A 24600-nucleotide genomic window follows, 5' to 3' on the forward strand; every position below is an offset into this window, starting at 1 on the left:
GTCACCTCCGGGTCGCCGTGCGGCTGACCCACAGATTGATCAGGACGGCGCCGAGCAGCATCACGCCGAGGAAGGCCTTGAACCAGTCCGGGTTCCAGCCGGCGTAGACGATGCCCTGCTGCACCATGCCGAACATGAACGCGCCGAAGACCGGACCGATCGCGGAGCCGGCACCACCGGTCAGCAGACAGCCGCCGATGACGGCCGCGGAGATGTAGATCAGCTCCTGGCCCACGCCCTCACCGGACTGCACGGTGTTGAAGGAGAACAGGTTGTGCATGCCGATGAACCAGGCGCCGAAGCCGACCAGCATGAACAGCGAGATCTTGGTGAAGGTCACGGGCACGCCGACCGCCCGTGCGCTCTCCTTGTTCCCGCCCACCGAGAACACCCAGTTGCCGTACTTGGTGCGCAGCAGCACCCAGGTGGCGATGGCGGCGAACACCAGCCAGTACACCACCGTGATCTTCACATTCACGCCGCCGATTTCGAAGGTGGAGGCGAAGACCTTCCTGGCCCCGTCGAAGCCGTCCATGTCGCTGATGTCGTCGGTGGCCACGTTCCCGGTCACCAGCTTGGTCACCGCGAGGTTGACGCCCTGCAGGATCAGGAAGGTGCCCAGGGTGACCAGGAAGCTGGGCAGGCCGGTCTTGACCACCATCCAGCCGTTGAAGAAGCCGACCCCCAGGGAGACCAGGAGTGCGATGATCACGCCTGCCCACACGTTCATGCTGAGCTGATAGGCGAGCATGCTCGCCGTCAAAGCCGAGGTGATGACCGCGACGCCGGCCGACAGGTCGAACTCCCCGCCGATCATCAACAGGGCCACCGGCAGGGCCATGATCCCGATGGTCGACGACTGGTACAGCACGTTCGCCATCGAGCTGGCCTCACGCACCGGCGGGGCGGCGACCAGGAAGAAGACGTACACCGCGACGGCACCGAGGAACACACCCACTTCGGGGCGAGCCAACAACCGCAACACCAGGGGACGTTGCGCGGTGCGCCCGTCGGTTTCCTTCGGGCCGGGGGCCGGCGGTGTGGTCACCGCCGGCTCGGCGTGCTGGGTCATACTGATCACCGGGTGCCCTTCGCGGCGAACGCGGAGACGGCGTCGACATTGCTCTTGTCGACGAAGGCCGGACCGGTCAGCACCGGCTGCTCCCCGCCGCCCATGTAGTTGCCGTTGTTCTTGTAGAGCCACAGCGAGTCGATGGCCAAGTAGCCCTGGAGGTAGGGCTGCTGGTCGACGGCGAACTCGATGGTTCCCTTGCTGATGGCGCCGGTCAGCTCCTTGTTGAGGTCGAAGGTGGCGACCTTGGCCTTGCTGCCCGCCTCGGACACCGACTGCGCGGCGGTCAGTGCGAAGGGGGCGCCGAGGGCGACGACGTAGTCGATCGCGCTGTCCTGCTTGAGCTTGGCGGTGATCGTCGACTTCACGGAGGGCATGTCGGTGCCGTTGACGTACAGGGTCTCCGTTGTGCCCGAGAACGTCTTCTTCACGCCGTCACAGCGCTGCGTCAGGCCGATGTTGCCCTGCTCCTGGACCACACAGACGGCCTTCTTGGCGCCGGCCGCGCTCAGGCGCTTGCCGAGCGCCTCGCCCGCCACCGTCTCGTCCTGACCGAAGAACTCCATCAGGCCGAGCTTCTTCCAGTCGCTGACACCGGAGTTGAGGCCGACCACGGGTATGTTCGCCGCCTTCGCCTTGCTCACGACGTCCTTGAGGGCGTCCGGCTTGGCGAGGGTGACGGCGATGCCGTCGACCTTCTGGTCGATCGCGTTCTGCACCAGGTTGGCCTGGCCGCCCGCGCTCGGGTCGGCGGAGTAGACGAGTTTGATGTTGTCCTTGGCGGCGGCGGCCTCGGCGCCCTTGCGGACGATGTCCCAGAAGGTGTCACCAGGTGACTGGTGGGTGACCAGCGCGACTGTCATCCGGGGCGTGGTGGCCTTGCCCGCGGAAGCGCCGCCGGCGCTTTCCTCGGCCTTCTTGCCGCCGGAGCTGCTGGAGCAGCCAGCGAGGGTCAGAGCTGCCGCTGCGGCCACGGCCACCACGGGGGCCATTCTGCGGGAGCGGAAGTGAGAAGAGCGGTCCATCTTTCCTTGCACCTCACTGTGCGACGGGTGGAGACGGTGGAAAGGAGGGGGATCGCGAAGATCCCGGGGCCCGTGATCGGGCCATATGCGCTGGGACGGGATCCAATCCCTTGGCGCGCCCGCTGTCAATACTTTGTTAAGACATCATTTCACAATCAGGTCCGAATGTAAGTACAAACTATTGACAGTGGCGCCCTCCGCGACCTACACCTGAGAGGCGTCAGGCCCCGTCCGGGACCCGCACCCCCGATCGGTTCGAGGAGCGTCGTATGGCCGAGTCAGCCCAGTCCTTCGACCTGATCACTATGGGCCGTATCGGAGTCGATCTCTACCCCCTCCAGTCTGGCCTACCTCTGATGAGCGTGGAGACCTTCGGGAAGTTCCTCGGAGGTTCCGCCGCCAGCGTCGCTGTCGCGGCCGCCCGACTGGAGAGGCGCACCGCCGTGATCACCCGGACCGGCGACGACGCCTTCGGTGCCTACCTCCACGAGGCGCTGAAGGAGTTCGGTGTCGACGACCGCTGGGTCACCCCGGTCGCGGGTCTGCCGACGCCGGTGACCTTCTGCGAGATCTTCCCGCCGGACGACTTCCCGCTGTACTTCTACCGGCGGCCCAAGGCGCCCGACCTGGAGATCCACACCGACGAACTGGACTTCTTCGCCATCCGCGCGGCCCGTGTCTTCTGGATCACCGGCACCGGTCTGAGCGAGGAGCCGAGCCGCTCGGCGACTCTCGCGGCCCTCAAGGCACGGGACCGGTCGGGCACCACCGTGTTCGACCTCGACTGGCGGCCGGCGCTCTGGAACGACACAGCCTGGAAGGATCCGGAGGAGGCCCGCCCGTACTACGCCGAGGCACTGCGGCACGCCACCGTCGCGGTCGGCAACCTCGACGAGTGCGAGGCCGCCACCGGCGTACGCGAACCGCGGGCCTGCGCCGAGGCGCTGCTGGCGGCGGGCGTCGAACTCGCCGTCGTCAAGCAGGGCCCGAAGGGCGTGCTCGCGGCGCATCGCGACGGTACGACCGCGGAGGTCCCGCCCGTGCCGGTCGAGGTGGTCAACGGCCTCGGCGCGGGCGACGCGTTCGGCGGCTCGCTCGTCCACGGGCTGCTGTCCGGCTGGGACCTGGCCAAGACCCTGCGGTACGCCAACGCGGCCGGCGCCCTGGTGGCCTCGCGTCTCGCCTGCTCCTCCGCGATGCCCACCGAGTCCGAGGTCGAGGACCTCCTCGCGCGCGGCTGATCCGGACCACCCCGAAAAACGGAGCCCGACTTGTCCCTCAGCATCCCCGGCCTCACCACGGTCCGGGTGCGGCACCCCGAGGCGATCGCCGAGGCCGCCGCCCGGCGGTCGCGTCGCCCCCTCCTCGGTGACAGCGGCCGCCTGATGATCGTGGCCGCCGACCACCCGGCGCGCGGTGCCCTCGGCGTCGGCGACCGCGCTCTCGCCATGGCCGGCCGGGCGGATCTGCTGGAACGTCTCTGCATCGCGCTGTCCCGGCAAGGTGTCGACGGGGTGCTCGCCACCGCCGACATCCTGGAGGACCTGCTGCTGCTCGGGGTGCTGGAGAACAAGGTGGTCATGGGCGGCGGCCTCGCGGGCGCCGTCTTCGAGCCGGACGACCGCTTCACCGGCCACCGCGCCGAAGACCTCGCCCGGCTCCGCTTCGACGCGGGCAAACTGCTGCTCCGTGTCGACCACGACGACCCGGGATCGCTGACCACCCTGGAGTCCACGGGCCCGCGCCATCGACGAGATGGCCGCCCTCCGGCTCCCCCTGTTCGTCGAGCCGTTCATCTCGCGCAGGGTCGACGGCAGGGTCCGCAACGACCTGTCCGCCGAGGCCGTCACCCACTCCATCGCCATCGCCTCGGGCCTGGGCGGCACTTCCGCCTGGACATGGCTGAAGCTGCCCATCACCGACGACCCGGACGACATGGCCGAGGTGCTGGAGACCTCCACGCTGCCGGCCGTCCTCCTGGGCGGCGAGGTCGGCGACGACCAGGAAGGCGCGTACACGCGCTGGGCCAAGGCCCTGCGCCTGCCGACCGTCCGGGGCATGGTCGTCGGCCGGTCGCTGCTCTACCCCGCCGAGGGCGGCGTGGAGGAGGCCGTGGACACGGCCGTGAGCCTGCTGTGACGAACCCGCACGTTGTGACCAGGAACGATTCCGAGAGGTACCCCATGAGCCAGTCGAGCCGGTCCACGAGCCGCCTCACCGTCGCCCAGGCGCTGGTGCGGTTCCTGTCCGCCCAGTACACCGAGCGGGACGGGACGCGGCACCGGTTGATCGCCGGCACCTGGGGCATTTTCGGCCATGGCAACGTTGCCGGGATCGGTCAGGCCCTGCTCGAGGCGGGCGAGGACGCGATGCCGTACCACCAGGGCCGCAACGAGCAGGCCATGGTGCACGCGGCCGTCGGCTACGCCCGCCAGCTCAACCGGCTGTCGGCGCAGGCGGTGACGACGTCCATCGGTCCCGGCGTCACGAACCTGGTCACCGGCGCCGCCCTGGCGACGATCAACCGCCTCCCCGTCCTCCTGCTGCCGGGTGACTACTTCGCCACGCGCCCCGCAGACCCCCTGCTCCAGCAGTTGGAGCACCCGACCGAGGCGGACGTGTCGGTCAACGACACCCTGCGCCCCGTGTCGCGCTGGTTCGACCGGATCACCCGCCCCGAGGCGCTGATCCCCTCCGCCCTGAACGCGATGCGGATCCTCGCCGATCCGGCCGAGACCGGTGCCGTCACCCTCGCGCTGCCGCAGGACGTGCAGGCGGAGGCGTACGACTGGCCGGAGGAGTTCTTCGCCGAGCGCGTGTGGCGTGTACGGCGTCCCGCGCCCGACCCCGTCGAGCTGGCCGAGGCGGTCCGGGCGATCCGGGCCGCCGATCGTCCGCTGATCGTCGCGGGCGGCGGGGTCCACCACAGCGAGGCCGAGGAGGCGCTGAAGGCGCTGGTGGACGCCACCGGCATCCCCGTCGCCTCCACCCAGGCGGGCAAGGGCTCACTCCGGTACGACCACCCCGCCGACCTCGGCGGAATCGGCCACACCGGCACGGCGGTCTGCGACGACATCGCCCGCACCGCCGATCTGGTCATCGGCGTGGGCACCCGGTACACCGACTTCACCACGGCGTCCGCCACGCTCTTCCAGAACCCCGGCGTGCGCTTCCTCAACCTCAACATCGCCGCCTTCGACGCGCACAAACTGGCGGCGCGGACGGTCGTCTGCGATGCGCGGGCCGGACTTACGGCGTTGACGGAAGCGCTGTCGGGCCACCGTGTGAACGCGGTTTACGAGGCCGAGTACCGCGCCGGCAAGGACCGCTGGGAGCAGGTGGTCGACGCCGCTTACACAGCCGCCGACGACAACGCCGTTCCCACCCAGACGCAGGTGCTCGGCGCGCTGGACGCGGTCGTGGGCGACGACGACGTGGTGATCAACGCGGCAGGCTCGCTCCCCGGCGACCTGCACAAGCTCTGGCGGGCGCGCGGCCCCCGCCAGTACCACCTGGAGTACGGCTACTCCTGCATGGGTTACGAGATCCCCGCCGGGATCGGCGTTCAGCAGGCGGCCCCCGGCACGCCCGTCTGGTCGCTGGTCGGCGACGGCACCTACCTGATGATGCCGACCGAGATCGTCACCGCCGTCCAGGAGGGCCTGCCCGTCAACATGGTCCTCATCCAGAACCACGGGTACGCCTCCATCGGCGGCCTCTCCGAGACGGTGGGCGGCGAACGCTTCGGCACCGCCTACCGTTACCGGTCCGCCGACGGCACCTTCAGCGGCGCCCCGCTGCCCGTCGACCTCGCCGCCAACGCGGGCAGCCTCGGCATGGACGTCCTGCGCGCCAAGACCGTGCGCGAACTGCGCGAGGCGCTCGCCACGGCCCGCGCCTCCGACCGTCCGACGTGCGTGTACGTCGAGACGGACACCGCCACCGCGACCGCTCCCCCGGCCGAGGCCTGGTGGGACGTGCCCGTGGCCGAAGTGGCCTCCCGCGAGGCCGCGTCGGCCGCCCGCGAGGAGTACGACCGCCAGGTCGCCGCCCGGCGCCGCCACCTCTGACCTCCCCCCATGCCCCTGTGAAAGGCCCCGCACCATGACGACGACCATCACCCACTGGATCGACGGCAGGCCCGTCGAAGGCACCTCCGGCCGCTACGGCGCCGTGTACAACCCGGCGACCGGCGCGCAGGAGAAGCAGGTCGCGTTCGCCACCGTCGACGAGGTGGACGCCGCCGTCGCCTCCGCGAAGGCCGCGTTCGAGACCTGGGGCGCCTCCTCGCTGGCCAGGCGCACGGCGATCCTGTTCAAGTACCGCGAGCTGCTGGACGCCCACCGCGACGAGATCGCCGAGCTGATCACCGCCGAGCACGGCAAGGTGCACAGCGACGCGCTGGGCGAGGTGGCGCGCGGCATGGAGATCGTGGAGCTGGCCTGCGGGATCAGCGTGCAGCTGAAGGGCGAGCTGTCGACGCAGGTGTCGACCCGGGTCGACGTGGCGTCGATCCGCCAGCCGCTGGGTGTGGTGGCGGGTATCACGCCGTTCAACTTCCCGGCGATGGTGCCGATGTGGATGTTCCCGCTGGCGATCGCGTGCGGCAACACGTTTGTGCTGAAGCCTTCGGAGAAGGACCCGTCGGCGTCGTTCCGGCTGGCCGAGCTGGCGGCTCGGGCGGGCCTGCCCGACGGTGTGCTGAACATCGTGCAGGGCGACAAGGTGGCCGTGGACCGCATCCTGGAGCACCCGGACATCGAGGCGGTCTCCTTCGTCGGCTCGACGCCGATCGCAAAGTACATCCAGCTCAAGGCGGTTGAGCACGGCAAGCGCGTCCAGGCCCTGGGCGGCGCCAAGAACCACATGCTGGTCCTGCCGGACGCCGACCTGGACTTCGCGGCAGACCAGGCGATCAACGCGGCGTACGGCTCGGCGGGCGAGCGCTGCATGGCCGTATCGGTCGTGGTCGCGGTCGGCGGCACGGGCGACGAGTTGGTCGCCAGGATCGCCGAGCGTGCGAAGAACCTGAAGATCGGCCCCGGCGACGACCCGTCGTCCGAGATGGGCCCGCTGATCACGCGCGAGCACCGCGACAAGGTGGCGTCGTACGTGGCAGGCGCGGCGGAGCAGGGCGCGGAGGTGGTGGTGGACGGCACCGGCTACACGGTGGCGGGCCACGAGGACGGCTTCTTCCTCGGCGTGTCGCTCCTCGACAAGGTGCCGCTGACGGCGGACGCGTACCGGGACGAGATCTTCGGCCCGGTGCTGGTGGTGGTCCGCGCGGAGTCGTACGACGACGCCATCAAGCTGATCAACGACTCCCGCTGGGGCAACGGCACCGCGATCTTCACCCGGGACGGCGGCGCCGCCCGCCGCTTCCAGCTGGAGGTGAAGGCGGGCATGGTCGGCGTGAACGTGCCGATCCCGGTGCCCGTCGGCTACCACAGCTTCGGCGGCTGGAAGGACTCCCTCTTCGGCGACCTGCACGTCTACGGCAACGACGGCATCGCCTTCTACACCCAGGGCAAGGTGATCACGACGCGGTGGCCGGACCCGGCCGACGCCGGCATCAACCTCGGTTTCCCCAGCCACTCCTGACTGCTCCTCAGAAGGAGGCACGTCCATGGCGAAGACCGGCGACCGCGCACGCGCGACGACCGCATCGGCGCTCGACAACCTGCACTTCGCCCTGGACCGGGGCAGTCCGGTGCCCCTGTACTACCAGCTCGCGCAGCAACTCGAGGCGGCGATCGAGCACGGCGTCCTCGCACCGGGCAACCTCCTCGGCAACGAGATCGACCTGTCGGTACGGCTGGGCCTGTCCAGGCCCACCGTCCGGCAGGCCATCCAGTCCCTGGTGGACAAGGGCCTGCTGGTCCGGCGACGCGGCGTCGGCACGCAGGTCGTCCACAGCCAGGTCAGACGCCCCCTCGAGCTGAGCAGTCTCTACGACGACCTGGAGACCGCCGGCCAGGGCCCGACCACGCAGGTGGTCCGCAACGAGGGCGTCCCGGCACCCGCCGACGTGGCCGCCGCCCTGGGCGTCGCGGAGGGCAGCGAGGTCACGCTCCTGGAGCGGCTCAGGTTCACCCACGGCGAGCCGGTGGCGCTGCTGTGCAACTACCTGCCCGCCAACCTGCTGAACCTCGACGACAGCAGGCTGGAGTCGACGGGCCTGTACCGCATGCTGCGCTCCGCCGGCATCACCCTGCACAGCGCCCACCAGACAATCGGCGCCCGCTCCGCCACGGCGGAGGAGGCGGCTCGGCTGGACGAGGAGCCGGGCGCGGCGCTGCTGACCATGCAGCGGACGGCTTATGACGACACGGGGCGGGCGGTGGAGTACGGGACGCATATCTACCGGGCGTCTCGGTATGCGTTTGATTTTCAGTTGCTGGTGCGGCCCTGACCCTTCCGAGGCTTGACCAACCAGGACAGGAGACCCATAGTGGTACGTATGTATACATCGTAAGCGTACGTCGTCCCGCCTGAGGGGCTCGGGCCTATGAGCGCTCCATCCACAGTCCTGGTCACCGGTGGAGCCGGCTTCATCGGCAGCCACGCCTGTGTCGACCTGCTCGACCACGGCTACGAGGTCATCGTGGTCGACGACTACTCCAACAGCTCGCCGCAGGTCTTCGCCCGTGTGGAACGGATCGCCGGCCGCTTCGTCGGCGCCGTCTACGAGCTGGACATCCGTGACCGGCAGGCCCTGTCAGCCGTCTTCGACCGGCACACGGTAGACGCGGTCGTGCACTTCGCCGCCCTCAAGTCGGTGAGCGCTTCGACGAAGATGCCCGTCGAGTACTACGACACCAACGTCGGCGGCACGACCGCCCTGCTGCGAACCATGCACGAGCACGGAGTCCACCGGCTCGTCTTCTCCTCGTCCTGCTCGCTCTACGGCGAGGCCGGCTCCGGGCCGCTCGACGAGTCCACCCCCGCGCGTCCCACCAATCCCTACGCTGCGTCCAAGTGGGCCTGCGAACAGATACTTGCCGACGTCTGCCACCGACGTCCCGAGTACTCCGTGCTGTGCCTGCGGTACTTCAACCCTGTCGGCGCCCACCCCAGCGGACTGCTCGGAGAGGACCCGCAGGGAACGCCCGAGAACCTCATGCCGTACCTGGCACAGGTGGCCGTCGGACGACGCAACCAGTTGCGCGTGTACGGAAGCGACTACCCCACGCCCGACGGAACCGCGATCCGCGACTACATCCACGTCATGGACACCGTCGAGGCACACCGGGTCGCGCTCGACCGCCTGGCCGACACCTCGGGCATGCAGGTGTACAACCTCGGCCTCGGCCACGGCAGTTCCGTCCTCGACGTCGTCACCGCGTTCTCCAGGGTCTGCGGCAGGGAAATACCGTACGAACTCGCGCCGCGCCGCCCCGGCGACGTGAGCGAACTCGTCGCCGACGCCTCCGCCGTGACGCGCGCCTGGGGCTGGCGCCCTCTGCGCGACCTCGACGACATGTGCCGGGACGCATGGCGGTTCCAACTGCACAATCCCCATGGGTACGCGGGGTCTCCCCGGCGGCCCAGGACGAAGGAGAGCTGACCGCCGGTGCCAAGATGCAGCCCGACAGTGCCGTGCCTACCATTGCAGAAGGCCCAGGTCGAGGCGTACTTCGCGGCCCGGCCTCCTCCGACCCGAGGAGGCGCTTTGCGATTGCTGCTGGCCCACCGGCTGATGGCTGTCTTCTTCACTCTGTCCGCGGTCGTCACCTCTCTCTACATGACCGTTCCGAGCCTGCGCACGCCGATGTGGGCCCTCATAGGCATGGGAGGCGCCGCAGCCATCCTCACCGGTGTCCACATCAACCGTCCGGCGCACCGATGGCCCTGGCTGGTACTCGCCGCCGGGCTGCTGGCCCTCACCGCCGGTGACACCTACTCCCACGTGCAGGAGCAGTACTTCCAGGCCTCTCCGTTCCCCTCACCGGCGGACGCGTGCTATCTCGCCGTGTACCCGCTCCTCGCGGCAGGGCTCTTCGGCCTCGTCCGGTACCGCCGGGTGGACCGTGACCTGCCCAGCCTGCTGGACGCGATGATCGTCACCGCGGGGCTCGCGGTGCCGGTCTGGGTCTACCTGATACTGCCGCTCACCAGGCAGGAGAGCCTGACCTGGGAGCAGCGCGCGATCAGCATCGCCTATCCACTGGGCGACATCGTGATACTCGCGCTGCTGGTCCGGCTGCTCGCCCACAGCCCCCTCTCCGGCCGGGAACGCTCCGTACAGCTGCTCGCCCTGGGCACCCTCGCACTGCTCGGTTTCGACATCGCCTACGGAATCGTGCAGCTCGACGGGGCGTGGCAGGCCGGCTTGCCTGACCTCGGCTGGATCGTCTTCTTCACGGCCTGGGGGCTGGCCGGGCTCCACCCGTCCATGACGGAACTGACCCGTCCGGAACCCCGGCCGCAATCCGCCCTTCCGCCTTGGCACCGGCTGCCCCTGCTCGCCGCCGCCACGCTGATCGCACCGGCGATCCTGCTCTCGGAGGGACGGGTCGGCACGGTCCGGGACGCAACGGCGCTGGCGGCCTTCTCCGGCCTGTTGTTCGTGCTGGTGATCCTGCGGCTCGCGGGCATGATCGTGGCACACCGCGAGGCCGTGACGCGTGAGCAGACATTGCGCAGGGCAACCGCCGCACTCGTCGCGGCCACAGGAGCCCAGGAGATCGAACAGTCCTGCGCCGGTGCGGTCACGGCGTTGTTCGGACCGAAGGCCCGGCACGCGACCATGCTGCTTTCGGCCCAGCAGGCCCAGCAGCTGTACGCGCTTCCGGCAAAGACGCCCGTCGGCCCGGAGACCGCGGGCACTGCGGGCGGGCCTCACAGAGAGCCGGCCGCCGCCGTACTCCCCGGCACCCTCCTCGTCACCGTTGCCGAGCTCGGGCCGGACATCGCCGACCGGCTGGACCACCTGCCGACCGCCCTGGTGTGCCCCATGGTCCAGCCCGACCGCCCGACCGGCAGCGAGCTTCCGGGTGTGCTGCTGGCCGCCGGACCCGAGCGACAGCTCACCGAGATGCGCGGCACACTGGAGATCCTGGCCTCGTACGCGGGGCTGGCGGCTGAACGTGTTGAGCTCCGGCAGGAGATCATCCGGAAGGAGAGCGAGGCCTACTTCCGCACCCTGGTGCACAACGCCTCGGACGTGATCCTCATCCTCAACGACGACACGACCGTGCGCTACGCCAGTCCGTCCGCGGAAGCCGTCTTCGGCAGCACCGTGATGACGGGTACGGCACTGCGGGACCTGGTGGATCCCCGGGATCGCGACCGGGTACACCGCACTCTGACGGTCCTGCGCAGCACCAAGCAGAAGGAGGCCCACGAGTACTGGTGGGTGCTCAAGGACGGCGACCGCATCGAAGTGGAGGTGCGGTGCCGTGACCTTCGGCAGGACAGGACCGTCGGCGGGCTGGTGATCACCCTCCGGGATGTGACCGAACAACGTCAACTGGAGCACGAACTCACCCAGCGGGCCTTCCATGATTCGCTGACCGGTCTGCCCAACCGGACACTGCTGCTGGAGCGGACCGAGCGCGCGCTGCTGCGCGGCCGCCGCGAGGCGACTCTCACCTGTCTGCTCTTCATCGATCTTGACGACTTCAAAGTCGTGAACGACACGCTGGGCCATTCGGTCGGCGATCAGCTTCTCTCCGCTGTGGGAGAGCGAATGGCGAGGACGCTGCGCCGCACCGACACCGCGGCGCGTCTGGGCGGTGACGAGTTCGCCGTGCTGATGGAGGGTGCGAGACAGCCCGTCGATGCCGAACTTCTGGCGGCACAGGTGATCCAGAGCCTCAACCGGCCCTTCCAGCTCTCCGAGGACTCGGTGAACGTCTCCGCCAGCGTGGGCGTGGCCACGGCGTGGGACAGCGCGGACCCCGAAGAGCTGCTGGCCCTCGCAGATCTGGCCCTGTACGCGGCCAAGACGGCGGGAAAGCGCCAGTGGCGCCGCTTCCAGCCGGAGCTGCGCGACAACATGGCGGAGCGGCACGATCTTCGAGCGCGGCTTGACCGGGCGATCGCCGAGGAGGAGTTCAGCCTGCTCTACCAACCGGTGGTGGACATCACCGTGGGCGAGATCGTCGGCTTCGAGGCACTGGCCCGCTGGCCGCACACCCGACGGGGTCTGGTCCCACCGCTGCAGTTCATCGGGCTCGCCGAGGAGACCGGGCAGATCACGCCGCTGGGCGCCTGGGTGCTGCGGAACGCCGCGGCCGACATCGCCCGGCTGCGGGATCGGACCCCACGGCCCGTACCGCTGTACGTCAGCGTCAACGTCTCCGCACGCCAGTGGCGGGACACGGGCTTCCTGAACGAGGTGCGCAGGGCCCTCGACACCTCCGGCCTCGATCCGGGCTCACTGCAGCTGGAGCTGACGGAGTCGGTGCTCATGCGGCGGGACGACCACATCGACGCGCTCCTTCGGACGCTCAAGGACCTCGGCGTGCGCATCGCGGTCGACGACTTCGGCACCGGGTTCTCCTCGCTGCGCTATCTGCGGGAATTCCCCATAGACGTACTCAAGATCGACAAGACGTTCATCGACGACATCCCGGAGGACCCCCGGCAGGTCGCACTCGTCGAGGGAATCGTCCACCTCGCGGACACGCTCGACCTTCAGGTGATCGCCGAGGGCATCGAGGAACCGGCACAGCGCGAGATGCTCGCCGCCATGGGCTGCCGGTTCGGCCAGGGATACCTGTTCGCCCCGCCGATGAGCCTGGAGGAGAGCGAGATCGTCCTGCGCCGGCACGACGAAGCAGTTCGCCACAACGAAGCAGGGTGACTCAGGCGGGGTGGCAACGCGCCGCAGGCGGAGAACCGGCCCACCCTTCGGACCGGTCGCGCCCTTCGGACCGGTCGCGCTCGGACGGTGCTGCCGACAGAGCGAACGCCGTCTCCACCAGTGCGATGTGACTGAACGCCTGCGGCGCGTTGCCCAGTTGGCGTCCGGCATCCGGATCCCACTGCTCCGACAGCAGCCCGACGTCGTTGCGGACGGCGAGGACCCGCTCGAAGACTTCACGGGCGTGCGCGCCGTGGCCGGTCTCGGCGAGGGCGTCGGCGTACCACAGGGTGCACGCCACGAACGCGCCTTCCCGGCCGTGCATGCCGTCGACACCGTGGGCCCCACTGTTCGGCGGGTACCGGCGTACGAACCCGCCATGGTCGAGCCGCCGCATCTCGCCAATGGTGCACAGCACCCTCGGGTCCCGTGCGGGCAGGAAGCCGAGCCTGGGCATCAGCAGGGCTGAGGCGTCCAGGTCGGCCGAACCGTAGGACTGGACGAAGGACCGCTGCTCGGCGTCCCAGCCCTCCCGCAGGACCTGGCGATGCACCCCGTCCCGCACGGCCCGCCACTCGGCCGAGGATCCGTTGCGGCCCAGCAGCTCCGCCATGCGCAGGGCACGGTCGGCGGCCACCCACACCATGACCTTGGAGTGGACGAACTGCCGTCGGGGCCCACGCACCTGCCACAACCCCTGATCGGGTTCGCGCCAGTGCCGTTGCAGGAAACCCATCATCGCCTCGACCAGGTGCCACACATGGGCGGGCATGGGGATGCCTGCCTGCAGGGAATGGAACAGCGCGTCCAGGACTTCGCCGTACACATCCAGCTGGAAGTGACCGACCGCGGAGTTCCCGAACCGCACCGGCCGCGAGTCCTCGTAGCCGGGCAGCCAGGGGGCCTCGATCTCCGGCAGCAGCCGCTGTCCGCCGAGGCCGTACACGGTCTGAAGATCGGCCGGGTCACCCGCTATGGCCCGCACCAGCCAGTCCAGCCAGGCCGACGCCTCGTCCCGGTAGCCGCTGCGCAGCAGGCAGGACAGGGTCAGGGTGGAGTCGCGCAGCCAGCAGTACCGGTAGTCCCAGTTGCGTTCGCCGCCGATGCACGCGGGCAGCGAGGTGGTCGGTGCGGCGACGATGCCGCCGGTGGGCGCGAAGGTGAGCGCCTTCAGTGTGATCAGCGAGCGCACCACCGCGTCCCGCCACGGCCCCTGATAGCGGCACTCGCCCGCCCAGCGCCGCCAGAAGTCGGAGGTCTCCTTGAGCATCGTTTCCGCCGGAACACCCATCGGCGCGGGCGGCCCGGGGCGGTGCGAGGGCGCCCACACCAGTGTGAGGGCGACCCGCCGGCCGGCCGGGACCGTGAAGTCGAGGACGGTGGCGCCCTCCCTGCCCTGGGCGCGCACGGGGCCGTCCGCAGCCAGCCACACGGAGTCGGGACCGGCCACCGCGACGGTGCAGTCGTCGGTGACCTGGACCCACGGCACCACACGGCCCTGGTGGAAGCGCAGGCGCAGTTCGCTGCGCATGGGCACGGCACCCGACAGCCCCTCGACCAGCCTGACCATGCAGGGCAGTTCGGCGCGCGGCGGCATGAAGTCGGTGACCCGTACCGCTCCCGACGCGGTCTCCCACACGGTGTCCAGGACCAGCGTGTCGGGCCGGTAGGCGCGGCGGGCACACGTACCGGGACCAGCTGTCGGAGCGACCCGCCAGAAGCCGTTGTCCTGCGTGCCCAGGAGCGCCGCCAGGCATGCCTCCGAGTCGAAGCGGGGCAGGCACAGCCAGTCGACCGACCCGCTCCGGCCCACCATGGCGGCGGTTTCCAGGTCACTGAGAAGGGCGTAGTCCTCGATGGGTGCGCTCATGATCGGAGTCTCCGTCACCACGCCGGCGGAATTCGGGTGGTGGTCATGACGGGATCTGCACCTTGCTGTGGTCGCCGAGCACCAGCCGGTGCACGGCGGGGGTACGGGGCGCCGGGGTCACCTGGACGTTGCGGCCGATCAGGGACACCTCGATCCGGCGCATCCCGACGATGGTCGCCCTCCGCAGCACGATCGAGTACTCGATCTCGCTCTCCTCGATCAGGCAGTCCTCGGCGATCGAGGTGAACGGCCCGACGTAGGAGTCGGCGATCACACTTCCGGAACCGATGACGGCCGGTCCGACGACACGGCTGGCGAAGACCTTCGCACCGTCCTCGACGCCGACCCTCCCGATGATCTCGCTGGCCTCGTCGACGCTGCCGTCGATCCGCGGTTGCAGGGTCTCCAGGACCGAGCGGTTCACCTCGAGCATGTCGGCGACGTTCCCGGTGTCCTTCCAGTAGCCCGAGATCGTCGTGGCGCGCACGTCGCGATCCTGGTCGAGTAGCCACTGGAGGGCGTCGGTGATCTCCAGCTCGCCGCGCCGGGACGGCAGTACGGCCCGTACGGCCTCGTGCACGAGGGGGGTGAAGAGGTAGACCCCGACCAGCGCCAGGTCGCTCTTCGGGTGCTGTGGCTTCTCCTCCAGGCCCATCACCCGCCCCGCCCCGTCCAGTTCGGCGACACCGAACGACGCCGGCTCGGGCACGTGAGTCAGCAGGATGCGGGCGTCGGGCCGATCGCGGCGGAAGTCGTCGACGACGCCGGAGATGCCGCCGACGATGAAGTTGTCGCCCAGGTACATCACGAAGTCGTCGTCGCCCAGAAAGTCGCGGGCGATGAGCACGGCGTGCGCGAGCCCGAGCGGTGCCTCCTGCGGGAGGTAGGTCACGTCGAGGCCGAACCGGGAGCCGTCGCCGACGGCTGCGCGGATCTCCGGCGCGGTGTCGCCGACGACGATGCCGGTCTCGGTCACTCCGGCAGCGGCGATCGCCTCCAGGCCGTAGAACAGCACCGGTTTGTTGGCCACCGGCACGAGTTGCTTCGCGGAGGTGTGGGTGATGGGGCGGAGGCGGGTTCCGGCTCCGCCGCACAGGACGAGTGCTTTCATGATGAACGTCCCACTGGTGAGTGCTCCGGGGGGCGTGCAGCCGTGTCCGGATGCGCGGCGAACCAGGCAATGGTGTGGCGAAGCCCCTCTTCCAGCGGCACGGTCGGGTTCCAGCCGAGTCCTTCGAGGGCACGCGTGATGACGGGGCGCCGGCGTACGGGGTCGTCGACGGGCAGGGGCAGGAAGCGCAGTCCGCCTTCCGATCCGGTGATCAGCAGCACCATTTCGGCAAGCTCCCGCACCGTCCGCTCGGTGGGGTTGCCGAGGTTGACCGGGCCCGGAAGGTCCGCGTCGACCATGGCCAGCAGGCCGCGGATCAGATCGTCCACATAACACAGGCTCCGGGTCTGGCTGCCGTCTCCGAACACGGTGAGAGCTTCCCCGTCCAGCGCCTGGTTGACGAACGTGGAGACCACCCGGCCGTCGTCGGCGCGCATCCGGGGGCCGTACGTGTTGAAGATCCGCACGATGCCGGCGTCGACGCCCTGACTGCGCCGGTAGGCCATGGTGAGCGCCTCGGCGAAGCGTTTGGCCTCGTCGTAGACACTTCGGGGCCCGACCGGGTTGACGTGTCCCCAGTAGTCCTCGTCCTGCGGGTGCACCGCGGGGTCGCCGTACACCTCGCTGGTCGACGCGAGGACGAAACGGGCCTGGTGCCGGACCGCCAGTCGCAGCAGGTTCTCGGTGCCGCGGCTGCCGGCGGCCAGTGTCTCCAGTGGATGACGGCCGTAGTCGAACGGGGACGCCGGGCTCGCGAGGTGCACGATGGCGTCGACGTCGCCGTCGACCCTGAGCCGCTCCGTGACGTCGGCCGGGGTGAGCACGAATCCGGACTCGTTGAGCAGGTCGGCCACGTTGGATGCCCGGCCCGACGAGAAGTTGTCCAGGCAGCAGACGCGGTCGCCCCTGCGCAGCAGCGCTTCGCACAGATGCGATCCCAGGAAGCCGCTCCCGCCGGACACCACGACACGCATGAGCTCTCTCCTGCCGGTCAGCCGAGCCGTGGTCGACCCGGGGCGCACAGCGTCCAGCCCGCGGCGCTCCAGACCACCGGGTCGAGGATGTTGCGCGCGTCGACGATGACCGGGGTGCGCACCACCGTGGCGAGGGCCGCGGGGTCGAGCTCCCGGTACTGGGGCCATTCGGTCAGGTGCAGGACGACATCGGCCTGCTCGCACGCCTTGGTCACGTCGAGGGCGAACTGCAGTGCGGGGTACGCCGCGCGGGCGTTGTCGACCGCCTCGGGGTCGTGCACGCGGACCTGGGCTCCGCGGCGCCGGATCGCGTCCGCGACGGCGAGCGCCGGGGAGTCCCGTACGTCGTCGCTGCGCGGCTTGAAGGCGGCGCCCAGGACCGCGACGTTCCGCTGCGCGAAGTCGCCGCCCACGACCCGTTGGGCGAGGGCGACGGTGCGCTCGCGCTGGCGGGTGTTGATCTCGTCGACCTGGCGCAGGAACGCCACCGACTCGCCCTGCCCGAGTTCCTCGGCCCGTGCGGCGAAGGCCCGTATGTCCTTGGGCAGGCAGCTGCCGCCGAAGCCGAGCCCGGGTGCGAGGAACCGGGGCCCGATGCGGGAGTCCGCGCCCATCGCCCGGGCCAGCGTGAGCACGTCGGCGCCCGTCGCGTCGCAGATCTCCGCCATGGCGTTGATGAAGGAGATCTTGGTCGCGAGGAAGGAGTTCGAGGCCACTTTGACGAGTTCGGCGGTGGCGGGGTCGGTGACGAAGACCGGTATGTCGGCCGCCAGGAGGGGCGCATAGAGGGCACGCAGCCGCGCTTCGGCAGGCACCGAGCGGACGCCCACCACGATGCGCTCGGGCCGCAGAGTGTCCTGGACCGCGCAGCCCTCCCGCAGGAACTCCGGGTTCCAGGCGACATCGGCAGTGGGATCGACGGCCCGCAGCCGCCGGGCCAGTCGGTCGGCGGTACCGACGGGGACGGTTGACTTCCCGACAACCAGGACGCGGTCGTGTCCGCTGTCGTGCAGATGCGCGGCCAGGCCGTCCACGGCGGCCTCGACGTACCTCAGATCGGAGGCACCCGAACCGGGCTGCTGGGGGGTGCCGACACAGACGAAGTGCGTGCCGGCGAACCGGGCGGCCTCGGCCAGTGAGGTGGTGAAGCGCAGCCGCCCCGCGTCCACCATCCGCTTGAGCATGCCGGACAGGCCGGGCTCGTAGAACGGGGGTCTGCCGGCGCCGAGCGCACCGATCCGCTCCGCGTCGATGTCCACGCCGAGCACCTCGTGCCCGATCTCCGCCATGCAGGCGGCGTGGACCGCTCCTACGTATCCGGTACCGATGACTGTCAGGCGCATGGTGGTCTCCGTGGTGGGCGTGTCGTCGGAGGCGTGTCCCCCGGTGGACGCTCGGTTCAGGGACGGGGAGCGGGGCTCCGACGCTCGGTTCACGGACCGGGGGCGGTTCCCCGGGTCCGGCTCGTGCCGGTTGCCACCCGGTCATGGAGGGGCGGCAGGCCGAGCAGCTCGCGGTAGCAGTCGTCGACGGCCGCGCACATGGCTTGGGGCGCGAAGGACGTACGGACCCGCCGGCGCCCCTGCCGCCCCATCTCGGCGGCCTCCCCCGGGTGGTCGAGCAGCCAGGAGACCGCCCGCGCCTCGCCCTCGGGATCGGCCGGCGGTACGAGCAGGCCCGTGGCGCCGTGCTCGACCAGATCGGGTACACCGTTGACAGCCGTGGCGACGACTGGCCGAGCAGCGGCCAGCGCCTCGGTGAGCGCGCGGCCGAGGCCCTCGTAGAGCGACGTCATCACGAAGACGTCCAGCCCTGCCACCAGCCAGGACGCGTCCGGCCGGTATCCGGTGAAGGTCACGTCGACGTCCAGTTCCGCGGCGAGTCGCCGGACCTCGTCCTCCAGCGGTCCGTCGCCGATCACGACGAACGCGGTGCCGGGGTGATCGGCACGGATCGCGGCCGCCATGCGGACGAAGTCCCAAGGGGCCTTCTGGTAGTCGATACGGCCGACGGTGCCGATGAGGGTCTTTTCGCGAGGCACACCCAGTACATGGCGCGCGACGGGGTCGAACCCCTCGGGGATGTGCCCCAGGTCCACGGCCGACGGCACCACGTGGACCAGACCCGGTGGGGCCAGGCGCTCGTCGACCGCCTCTCGGGCGACGCGCGGCGCGACAGCGAGGAAGCGGTGGGTGAAGCGCCGCGTCGCCCGCTCCAGCCAGCGGTACGCCGTGCGCCGACGGCGCGACATGTACGGGTGGAAGCTGAAGCCGTGGAAGGTGTGCACCACCACGGGCGTACGGCACAGCCGCGCGGCGGCCCGCCCGAGGAACCCCCCCTTCCCCGAGTGGGTGTGCACGACGGTGAACCGCTCACGGCGGACCAGGCGCACCAGCCTCCACAGCACCAGGAGGTCCACGGGGGTCAGGGTGTGCCGGAACCCCGGTATCTCGGCCGTGCGCAGTCCGGCGGCGCGCGCCGGTTCCCAGAGGTCACCCCCCGGGACCCCGGCGATCCACACCTCGTACCGCTCGGGGTCCATTCCCTCTGCCGACAGCAGCGTGTTGCCACCGGCTCCCGCCTCGAAGCGGGTGATGACGTGAAGGACCTTGATACGGGGCAGCACCGGCGGTGTCGGCAGCGTCGCCGCCGGTGCCACCTGTGGGGGCGTCGCGGGCCAGCCCACGGCTTCGCCGTCCGACCGCCCCGAGCCGGTCACGAGCGTCCCGTTCTGCATGGTCGATCACCACCGTCGAGGTAAGTCGTATATTTACGCTGTATACGTACATCATTACTCTATCGGGCACCATGCGTCAATTCATCAGAAGATGGACACCTGAGACGATCGCCGGAGGAACGCGCATGGTCCTGGCCGACGTGAACGCCGTCGAGCATCTGCTGGTCTGCCCCCGCTGCCGGTCGCCGCTGGTCTCGCGGCCCGGGGGCTTCAACTGCACCGCGCCCGGCTGCCCCCACCGCGTTCCCATGGCCTTTCCCGTCGCCGGCCGGTGGCCGGTCCTGGTCGACTTCGAGCGCAGCGTCGTGGACCGCAAGGCCGTCGTGGCGGCGGCCGGCGGCACCGATTCCGAACGGCCGCGCCGCGCCGCCGGCGCCGACGGACTGCCGGCGCCGTTGCGCCGCATCTTCAAACCGCCCAACCGCGTCGCGGCCCGGAACGTCGAGCTGCTGCTGCGGACCCTTCCCGGTCGCGCGCCGCTGCTGCTCGTCGTCGGCGGGGCCACCGTCGGCAACGGCGTGGGTGCCGTCTACCGCGATCCGCGCGTCCAGGTGATCGGGTTCGACATCGTCGGCAGCACCGTGACGCAGTTGATCGCCGACGCCCACCAGATTCCGCTGTCCTCGGCGAGCGTCGACGCGGTGCTGGTGCAGGCCGTACTCGAGCACGTTCTCGATCCGGCCCGGGTCGTGGCGGAAGTCCACCGGGTCCTGCGGGACGACGGGCTCGTCTACGCCGAGACCCCGTTCCTGCAGCAAGTGCACGCCGGCGCCCACGACTTCACGCGGTTCACCGCGAGCGGCCACCGCTATCTCTTCCGCCGCTTCGAGGAGCTCGCCGCCGGACCGGTGACCGGGCCCGGTACTCAACTGCTGTGGAGCGCCGACCACCTGGTCCGCGGCCTGACCCGGTCCGCTCTCGCGGGCCGCGTGGCGCGCGGGCTGCTGTTCTGGCTGCGTGCCCTCGACCGCCTGGTGCCGGCGAACTACGCGATGGACGACGCCACCGCCTACTACTTCCTGGGGCGCAAGCAGGACGGTGAGATGTCGGCCGCGGAGATCCTGACCTATTACCGCGGGGCACAGGTCTGACGCCGCCCGGCGGTCACGCGGCGGGCACCGGCCGGCCCGTGTGCGCGGCTGCCACCATCGCCGCGAGTCCGTCCCGTACGCCTGTCTCGGGCCGAAAACCGAAGGCCTCACGAGCGACCGTGATGTCCGCAGCGGTACGACGGGCGTCTCCGGGCCGGCGGGGCACGCGCACCACACGGACGGAGGCGCCCAGCAGCCGGAGGAGACCGACGACCTGATTCATCGTCACTTCGGAGCCCCCGCCCACATTGGCCACCCCGCTCCATGACGAGAGCGCGGCCTTGCGCATGGCGGTCACCACGTCCGCGACGTAGGTGAAGTCGCGGCTCTGCTCACCGTCTCCGTACAGCGTGAACGGCCGCTGGGTGAGGGCTGCCGCAACCAGCCGGGAGAACGCCATGTCGGGTCGCTGCCGGGGGCCGTAGACGCTGAACAAGCGGAGGGATACGGCGGGCACACCGAAAGCGGTGCGATACGTCTCGCACAGGTGCTCCGCGGCCAGCTTGGTCACGCCGTACGGGGAGACGGGCCTCGGACGCACCGTCTCACTGGTCGGATACGTCTCGGCGTCCCCGTAGACCGACGAACTGGAGGCGTACACGAGCCGACGCAGCCCGGTGGCGCGGGCCGTCTCGAGGACGCGCTGGGTGGCCAGGACGTTGCGTTCCACGTAGTCGGCGAACTCCGGGCCCCAGGAACCTCGCACACCGGGCTGCCCGGCCAGGTGGTAGACCGCGTCGGCGTCGGCGAAGAACGCCTCCAGGGGCGCTGCCAGCAGATCCTCCTGCCGGAAGGTGAAACGGTCCCGGCCCAGCAGGGGGTGGAGGTTCTCCCGCTTGCGCGCGGGATCGTAGTAGTCCGTCATGGCGTCGACGCCTGTCACGTCGTCGCCACAGGACAGCAGGTGCTCGCAGAGATGGGAGCCGATGAACCCGGCTGCCCCGGTCACGACGGCGCGCATCAGCATCGGCCTCCCTCGGTGCGCAGCTTCTCCTCCCCGACCGCCCCGTCGCAGGAGGTCCCGGACCCCTCCCAGGCGGCGGACAGGAGGTACCACGGCGTGCGGGCGACGAAGAGAATCACGGTGACCGGGGTGATGTGCGCGAGGAGCTTCGCGTCCATCGCGACCCGGCGCGGGACCATGACCTCGAGGTAGTACCGCTCGGGATCCGGACTGCCGTCGAACACCACCGCGTCGGAGCGCGAACGGAGTTGGCACGGTCCGGTGAGCCCGGGGCGGTGGCGGAACACCCAGTGGCACTCCGGCGGATAGCGGTGGGCCAGTTCGACGGCCTCCGGACGCGGACCCACCAGGGTCATGTCCCCGCGCAGGACGTTGAACAGTTGCGGCAGTTCGTCAAGGCCGAAGCGCCTGAGCTGCCGTCCCGTGCCGGTCACGCGCGGATCGGAGGTGCCGGTGAGCCCGGGACCCGCGGCGTCCTGCCGCATGGTGCGGAACTTGTAGAGAGTGAACTCCTGCGCGCCCTCACCCATGCGCCGCTGGCGGAAGATCGTCGGCCGACCGCTCGTGGCGCGCACCAGGACAGCGAGAAACAGCAGCAGGGGCGACAGCAGGACGAGCAGCACCAGCGACACGGCGACGTCCAGGGCGCGGCGCGGCCAGGTGAGGCGCACCGGGGTCATGAGCGGGAGAACCTGCTCTCGCAGGTGACCAGTGGTGTCCATGGATGGTGTCCCTTCCTTGCCTGCCGCCGCCGTCACGGCGCCCCTGGGAGTTCCAGAGCCGCCTTCCATCGGTGAAGCCAGGCGTCGTACGAGTAGCGCCGGCGGACGACGGCCCGGGCGCCGCGTCCCAGCCGCTCGCGGGCGGCGTCCGAGCCGTCGAGCAGCGCCCGGACCGCTTCGGTCCAGTCACCGTCGTCGCGGGCTGCCGGCATCCGGAACTGACGCAGGATGTCGGCGTTCACCCCGATCGGCGTGGCCACCGAGGGCACACCCGCGGCTCCGTACTGGAGCAGCTTGTAGCCGCACTTGCCCAGGCTGTAGGTGGTCGCGGGCAGGGGCATCAGACCGATGTCCATGTCGGCCAGTACGGTCCGCTCGCTGTGCGGGCTCCAGGCGACACGGTCGATGAAGGCCTCCAGACGGCCCAGGGAAGGCTGCGTCGTACCGACGAGTGTCAGGCGCGCGCCGCTGCTGCGGTGGATCTCTTCCAGCGCTCCCGCCACAAGAAGCAGGTACGCCTCGTTGTCGCGCGAGCCGATCCAGCCGAGCCGCGGTGGATCGTGCAGCGCGTAGGAGGTCTTCGGCGTGTAGTCCTCCGGCGCCACGCAGCTGGGGATCACCACGACGTCGCCGTGATGATGCGCCGCCCAGTCCCCGAGGATGTCGTTGCCCGCGATGACGCGGTCCGCGTGACGCACGGCGGTCCGTGCCTTGTCGGCCTTGGGTGCCAGCCTGCGCGCCAGACCTCCGGCACCGTGATCCCACTGCAGGGCGTCGTCGAAGTCGTACACGGCGAATTCGGCGCTCGCGAGCAGGCGCCGCTCCCACCAGCCGCGGCTGAGCGGCGAGGCCTCCCGGTGCAGCAGCAGCCGCCTCGGCCGCGCGGTCACGAGCTGGTGCAGCCGGAGTTCCGCCTGCGCCACGGCCATGGGGTGCCGGGCAAGACGGGCGGGGGCGGCGTCGGCGAGTGAGGCATAGCTGCTGACGGTGAAGTCGGTGTCGACGCGGTCCAGCCATTCGAAGACGCGGACCCGCGAGCTGCCTGCCCGTCGGCTGTAAGGGGTGATCGCGCAGTGGTCCGGGCGACTGTCCGAGGCCCTCATATCAGGCTCCGTCGATAGCGTATATTTACATCGTAAACTTGAATATGCCCCGTCGTGAGCACAGAGTCAAGCCCCGGTTTTCACGACACCCTTTGCTTCGACGCTTCAAGGGCCCGCAGATAATTGCTGTACCGAGGAGACAGGTAGTCCTGGTACGCGCCGTTCACCATCGCATCGCGAATCTCGCGCACACCGTCGACGACCCGGAAATCCTTCGTGAACGAGAGGCTCTGCCGTATGGGAGAGAAATCCACTCGGTAGTTCCGCGGATCGCACTCGTCCCCGAGGAGGTCGATCGTCGATCCGGGGACCTCCTGCAGGACCAGTTCGGCCAGATCCTTGATCAGGTAGTTCTCCTCGTTCGAGCCGCAGTTGTACACCGCGGCCAACGAGGCCGGCCTTCTTTTGAGGCATTTCAGGATCGCCGAAGCAGCGTCGCGGACGTGGAGGAAGGGACGCCACTGAGACCCTCCGTGGACGACGATCCGCCCCTGGGCGACAGCACCGGCCGTCATGATGTTCACGGCCAGGTCGAAGCGCATACGGGGAGACACACCGTGCAGCGTCGCGAAGCGCAGGATGCACGGCTCAGGTCCGGCATTGTGCGCCGAGAGGAGATAGTGCTCCGCAAGCACTTTGGTCTGCGCATAGACCGACTGGGGGTTGAGCGGGGACCAGATGTCGGCCTGTTCACCCTGGGTGCTGCCGTAGTTGCTGCACGTGGACGCGAAGATGATCCGGCCCACGCCGAATTTCCTGCACGCCTCCATGACCCGGATCGTGCCGAGGTAGTTCGTCGCCATCGCCAGATCCTCGTCCACGCCGCATGCGGGATCTCCGACGATCGCAGCGAGGTGGACCACGGAGTCGACGTCCGCCAGTACCGTCCGCCAGGACGCGGCATCCAGCACATCCCCTTGTACGTACGTGACATGAGGCAGGGCGGTTCGGGTGTCCGACACGTAGCCGCTGTCCAGTGAGACGACCTCATATCCGCTGCGGGACAACAACTCGTTGACAACAGAGCCGAGATAGCCTTGTCCCCCGGTGACGAGTACCCGTGTCAGTTTCATCTTCTCCCCTTCCGAATACCTCGATGCGGCCGATTTGGTCAATCTGGG

The 24600-nt window shown here is 69.8% G+C and carries 18 protein-coding genes and 1 pseudogene; 8 read left to right on the plus strand and 11 right to left on the minus strand.

From position 1 onward, the window contains the following. Position 1: 1 nt before the first annotated feature. Both ABZO29_RS07740 and ABZO29_RS07745 read right to left on the minus strand, forming a co-directional pair. Positions 2 to 1078: an ABC transporter permease gene (locus ABZO29_RS07740; protein ID WP_367326072.1), complete on the minus strand. Its 1077-nt coding sequence runs from the start codon at positions 1076 to 1078 to the stop codon at positions 2 to 4. Next, a complete protein-coding gene (locus tag ABZO29_RS07745) occupies positions 1078 to 2097 on the minus strand; it encodes a sugar ABC transporter substrate-binding protein (RefSeq protein ID WP_367319397.1) in 1020 nt (339 codons plus the stop codon). Before ABZO29_RS07745 ends, ABZO29_RS07740 begins: the two co-directional genes overlap by 1 nt. A gap of 269 nt (positions 2098 to 2366) precedes the next feature. On the opposite strand from ABZO29_RS07745, the gene iolC reads away from it, so the two are divergent. The 7 genes and pseudogenes from iolC to ABZO29_RS07780 all read left to right on the plus strand — a co-directional run bounded on the left by iolC (position 2367) and on the right by ABZO29_RS07780 (position 12907). Next, complete coding sequence (iolC, locus tag ABZO29_RS07750; RefSeq protein WP_367319398.1) at positions 2367 to 3338, plus strand: 5-dehydro-2-deoxygluconokinase; 972 nt, start codon at positions 2367 to 2369, stop codon at positions 3336 to 3338. 30 nt (positions 3339 to 3368) lie between these two features. Next, positions 3369 to 4236 (plus strand): annotated as a pseudogene (locus ABZO29_RS07755) (deoxyribose-phosphate aldolase). 44 nt (positions 4237 to 4280) lie between these two features. After that, positions 4281 to 6167, plus strand: a complete 1887-nt coding sequence (gene iolD, locus ABZO29_RS07760) for a 3D-(3,5/4)-trihydroxycyclohexane-1,2-dione acylhydrolase (decyclizing) (RefSeq protein ID WP_367319399.1) — start codon at positions 4281 to 4283, stop codon at positions 6165 to 6167. A gap of 34 nt (positions 6168 to 6201) precedes the next feature. Then, positions 6202 to 7698 carry a CoA-acylating methylmalonate-semialdehyde dehydrogenase gene (locus ABZO29_RS07765; RefSeq protein WP_367319400.1) on the plus strand — a complete coding sequence of 499 codons (1497 nt, stop codon included), beginning with the start codon at positions 6202 to 6204 and terminating at the stop codon, positions 7696 to 7698. A 25-nt stretch (positions 7699 to 7723) separates the two neighbouring features. Continuing rightward, a complete protein-coding gene (locus ABZO29_RS07770) occupies positions 7724 to 8509 on the plus strand; it encodes a GntR family transcriptional regulator (protein ID WP_367319401.1) in 786 nt (261 codons plus the stop codon). A gap of 96 nt (positions 8510 to 8605) precedes the next feature. Further along, the gene (gene galE, locus ABZO29_RS07775) at positions 8606 to 9664 is read left to right on the plus strand and encodes a UDP-glucose 4-epimerase GalE (RefSeq protein ID WP_367319402.1); all 1059 of its coding nucleotides are present in this window, start codon (positions 8606 to 8608) and stop codon (positions 9662 to 9664) included. A 105-nt stretch (positions 9665 to 9769) separates the two neighbouring features. Next, a complete protein-coding gene (locus ABZO29_RS07780) occupies positions 9770 to 12907 on the plus strand; it encodes a putative bifunctional diguanylate cyclase/phosphodiesterase (RefSeq protein ID WP_367319403.1) in 3138 nt (1045 codons plus the stop codon). Position 12908: 1 nt separating this feature from the next. Here ABZO29_RS07780 and ABZO29_RS07785 read toward each other — a convergent pair whose 3' ends face one another. The 5 genes from ABZO29_RS07785 to ABZO29_RS07805 form a co-directional block, all read right to left on the minus strand. Next, positions 12909 to 14777: a glycoside hydrolase family 15 protein gene (locus tag ABZO29_RS07785; RefSeq protein ID WP_367319404.1), complete on the minus strand. Its 1869-nt coding sequence runs from the start codon at positions 14775 to 14777 to the stop codon at positions 12909 to 12911. Positions 14778 to 14820: 43 nt separating this feature from the next. After that, positions 14821 to 15888, minus strand: coding sequence for a glucose-1-phosphate thymidylyltransferase (locus tag ABZO29_RS07790; RefSeq protein ID WP_367319405.1), 1068 nt, complete (start codon positions 15886 to 15888; stop codon positions 14821 to 14823). Continuing rightward, positions 15885 to 16862: a UDP-glucuronic acid decarboxylase family protein gene (locus tag ABZO29_RS07795; RefSeq protein WP_367319406.1), complete on the minus strand. Its 978-nt coding sequence runs from the start codon at positions 16860 to 16862 to the stop codon at positions 15885 to 15887. Before ABZO29_RS07795 ends, ABZO29_RS07790 begins: the two co-directional genes overlap by 4 nt. Before the next feature lie 17 nt (positions 16863 to 16879). Next, a complete protein-coding gene (locus tag ABZO29_RS07800) occupies positions 16880 to 18205 on the minus strand; it encodes a UDP-glucose/GDP-mannose dehydrogenase family protein (protein WP_367319407.1) in 1326 nt (441 codons plus the stop codon). Positions 18206 to 18294: 89 nt separating this feature from the next. Further along, on the minus strand, positions 18295 to 19599 hold the full coding sequence (locus ABZO29_RS07805) for a glycosyltransferase (RefSeq protein ID WP_367319408.1): 1305 nt from the start codon (positions 19597 to 19599) through the stop codon (positions 18295 to 18297). 125 nt (positions 19600 to 19724) lie between these two features. Between ABZO29_RS07805 and ABZO29_RS07810 the strand changes: the two genes are divergently transcribed. Then, the gene (locus tag ABZO29_RS07810) at positions 19725 to 20690 is read left to right on the plus strand and encodes a class I SAM-dependent methyltransferase (protein ID WP_367319409.1); all 966 of its coding nucleotides are present in this window, start codon (positions 19725 to 19727) and stop codon (positions 20688 to 20690) included. 13 nt (positions 20691 to 20703) lie between these two features. On the opposite strand, the gene ABZO29_RS07815 is transcribed toward ABZO29_RS07810, so the two are convergent. From ABZO29_RS07815 to ABZO29_RS07830, 4 genes are all read right to left on the minus strand, one after another. Then, a complete protein-coding gene (locus ABZO29_RS07815) occupies positions 20704 to 21651 on the minus strand; it encodes an NAD-dependent epimerase/dehydratase family protein (RefSeq protein ID WP_367319410.1) in 948 nt (315 codons plus the stop codon). After that, complete coding sequence (locus tag ABZO29_RS07820) at positions 21651 to 22376, minus strand: sugar transferase (protein WP_367319411.1); 726 nt, start codon at positions 22374 to 22376, stop codon at positions 21651 to 21653. Before ABZO29_RS07820 ends, ABZO29_RS07815 begins: the two co-directional genes overlap by 1 nt. 32 nt (positions 22377 to 22408) lie before the next feature. Continuing rightward, complete coding sequence (locus ABZO29_RS07825; RefSeq protein ID WP_367319412.1) at positions 22409 to 23479, minus strand: glycosyltransferase; 1071 nt, start codon at positions 23477 to 23479, stop codon at positions 22409 to 22411. Between the two features lie 80 nt (positions 23480 to 23559). After that, a complete protein-coding gene (locus ABZO29_RS07830; protein WP_367319413.1) occupies positions 23560 to 24594 on the minus strand; it encodes an NAD-dependent epimerase/dehydratase family protein in 1035 nt (344 codons plus the stop codon). Positions 24595 to 24600: the final 6 nt, after the last annotated feature.

It is taken from the genome of Streptomyces sp. HUAS ZL42, assembly GCF_040782645.1.
GTDB lineage: Bacteria > Actinomycetota > Actinomycetes > Streptomycetales > Streptomycetaceae > Streptomyces.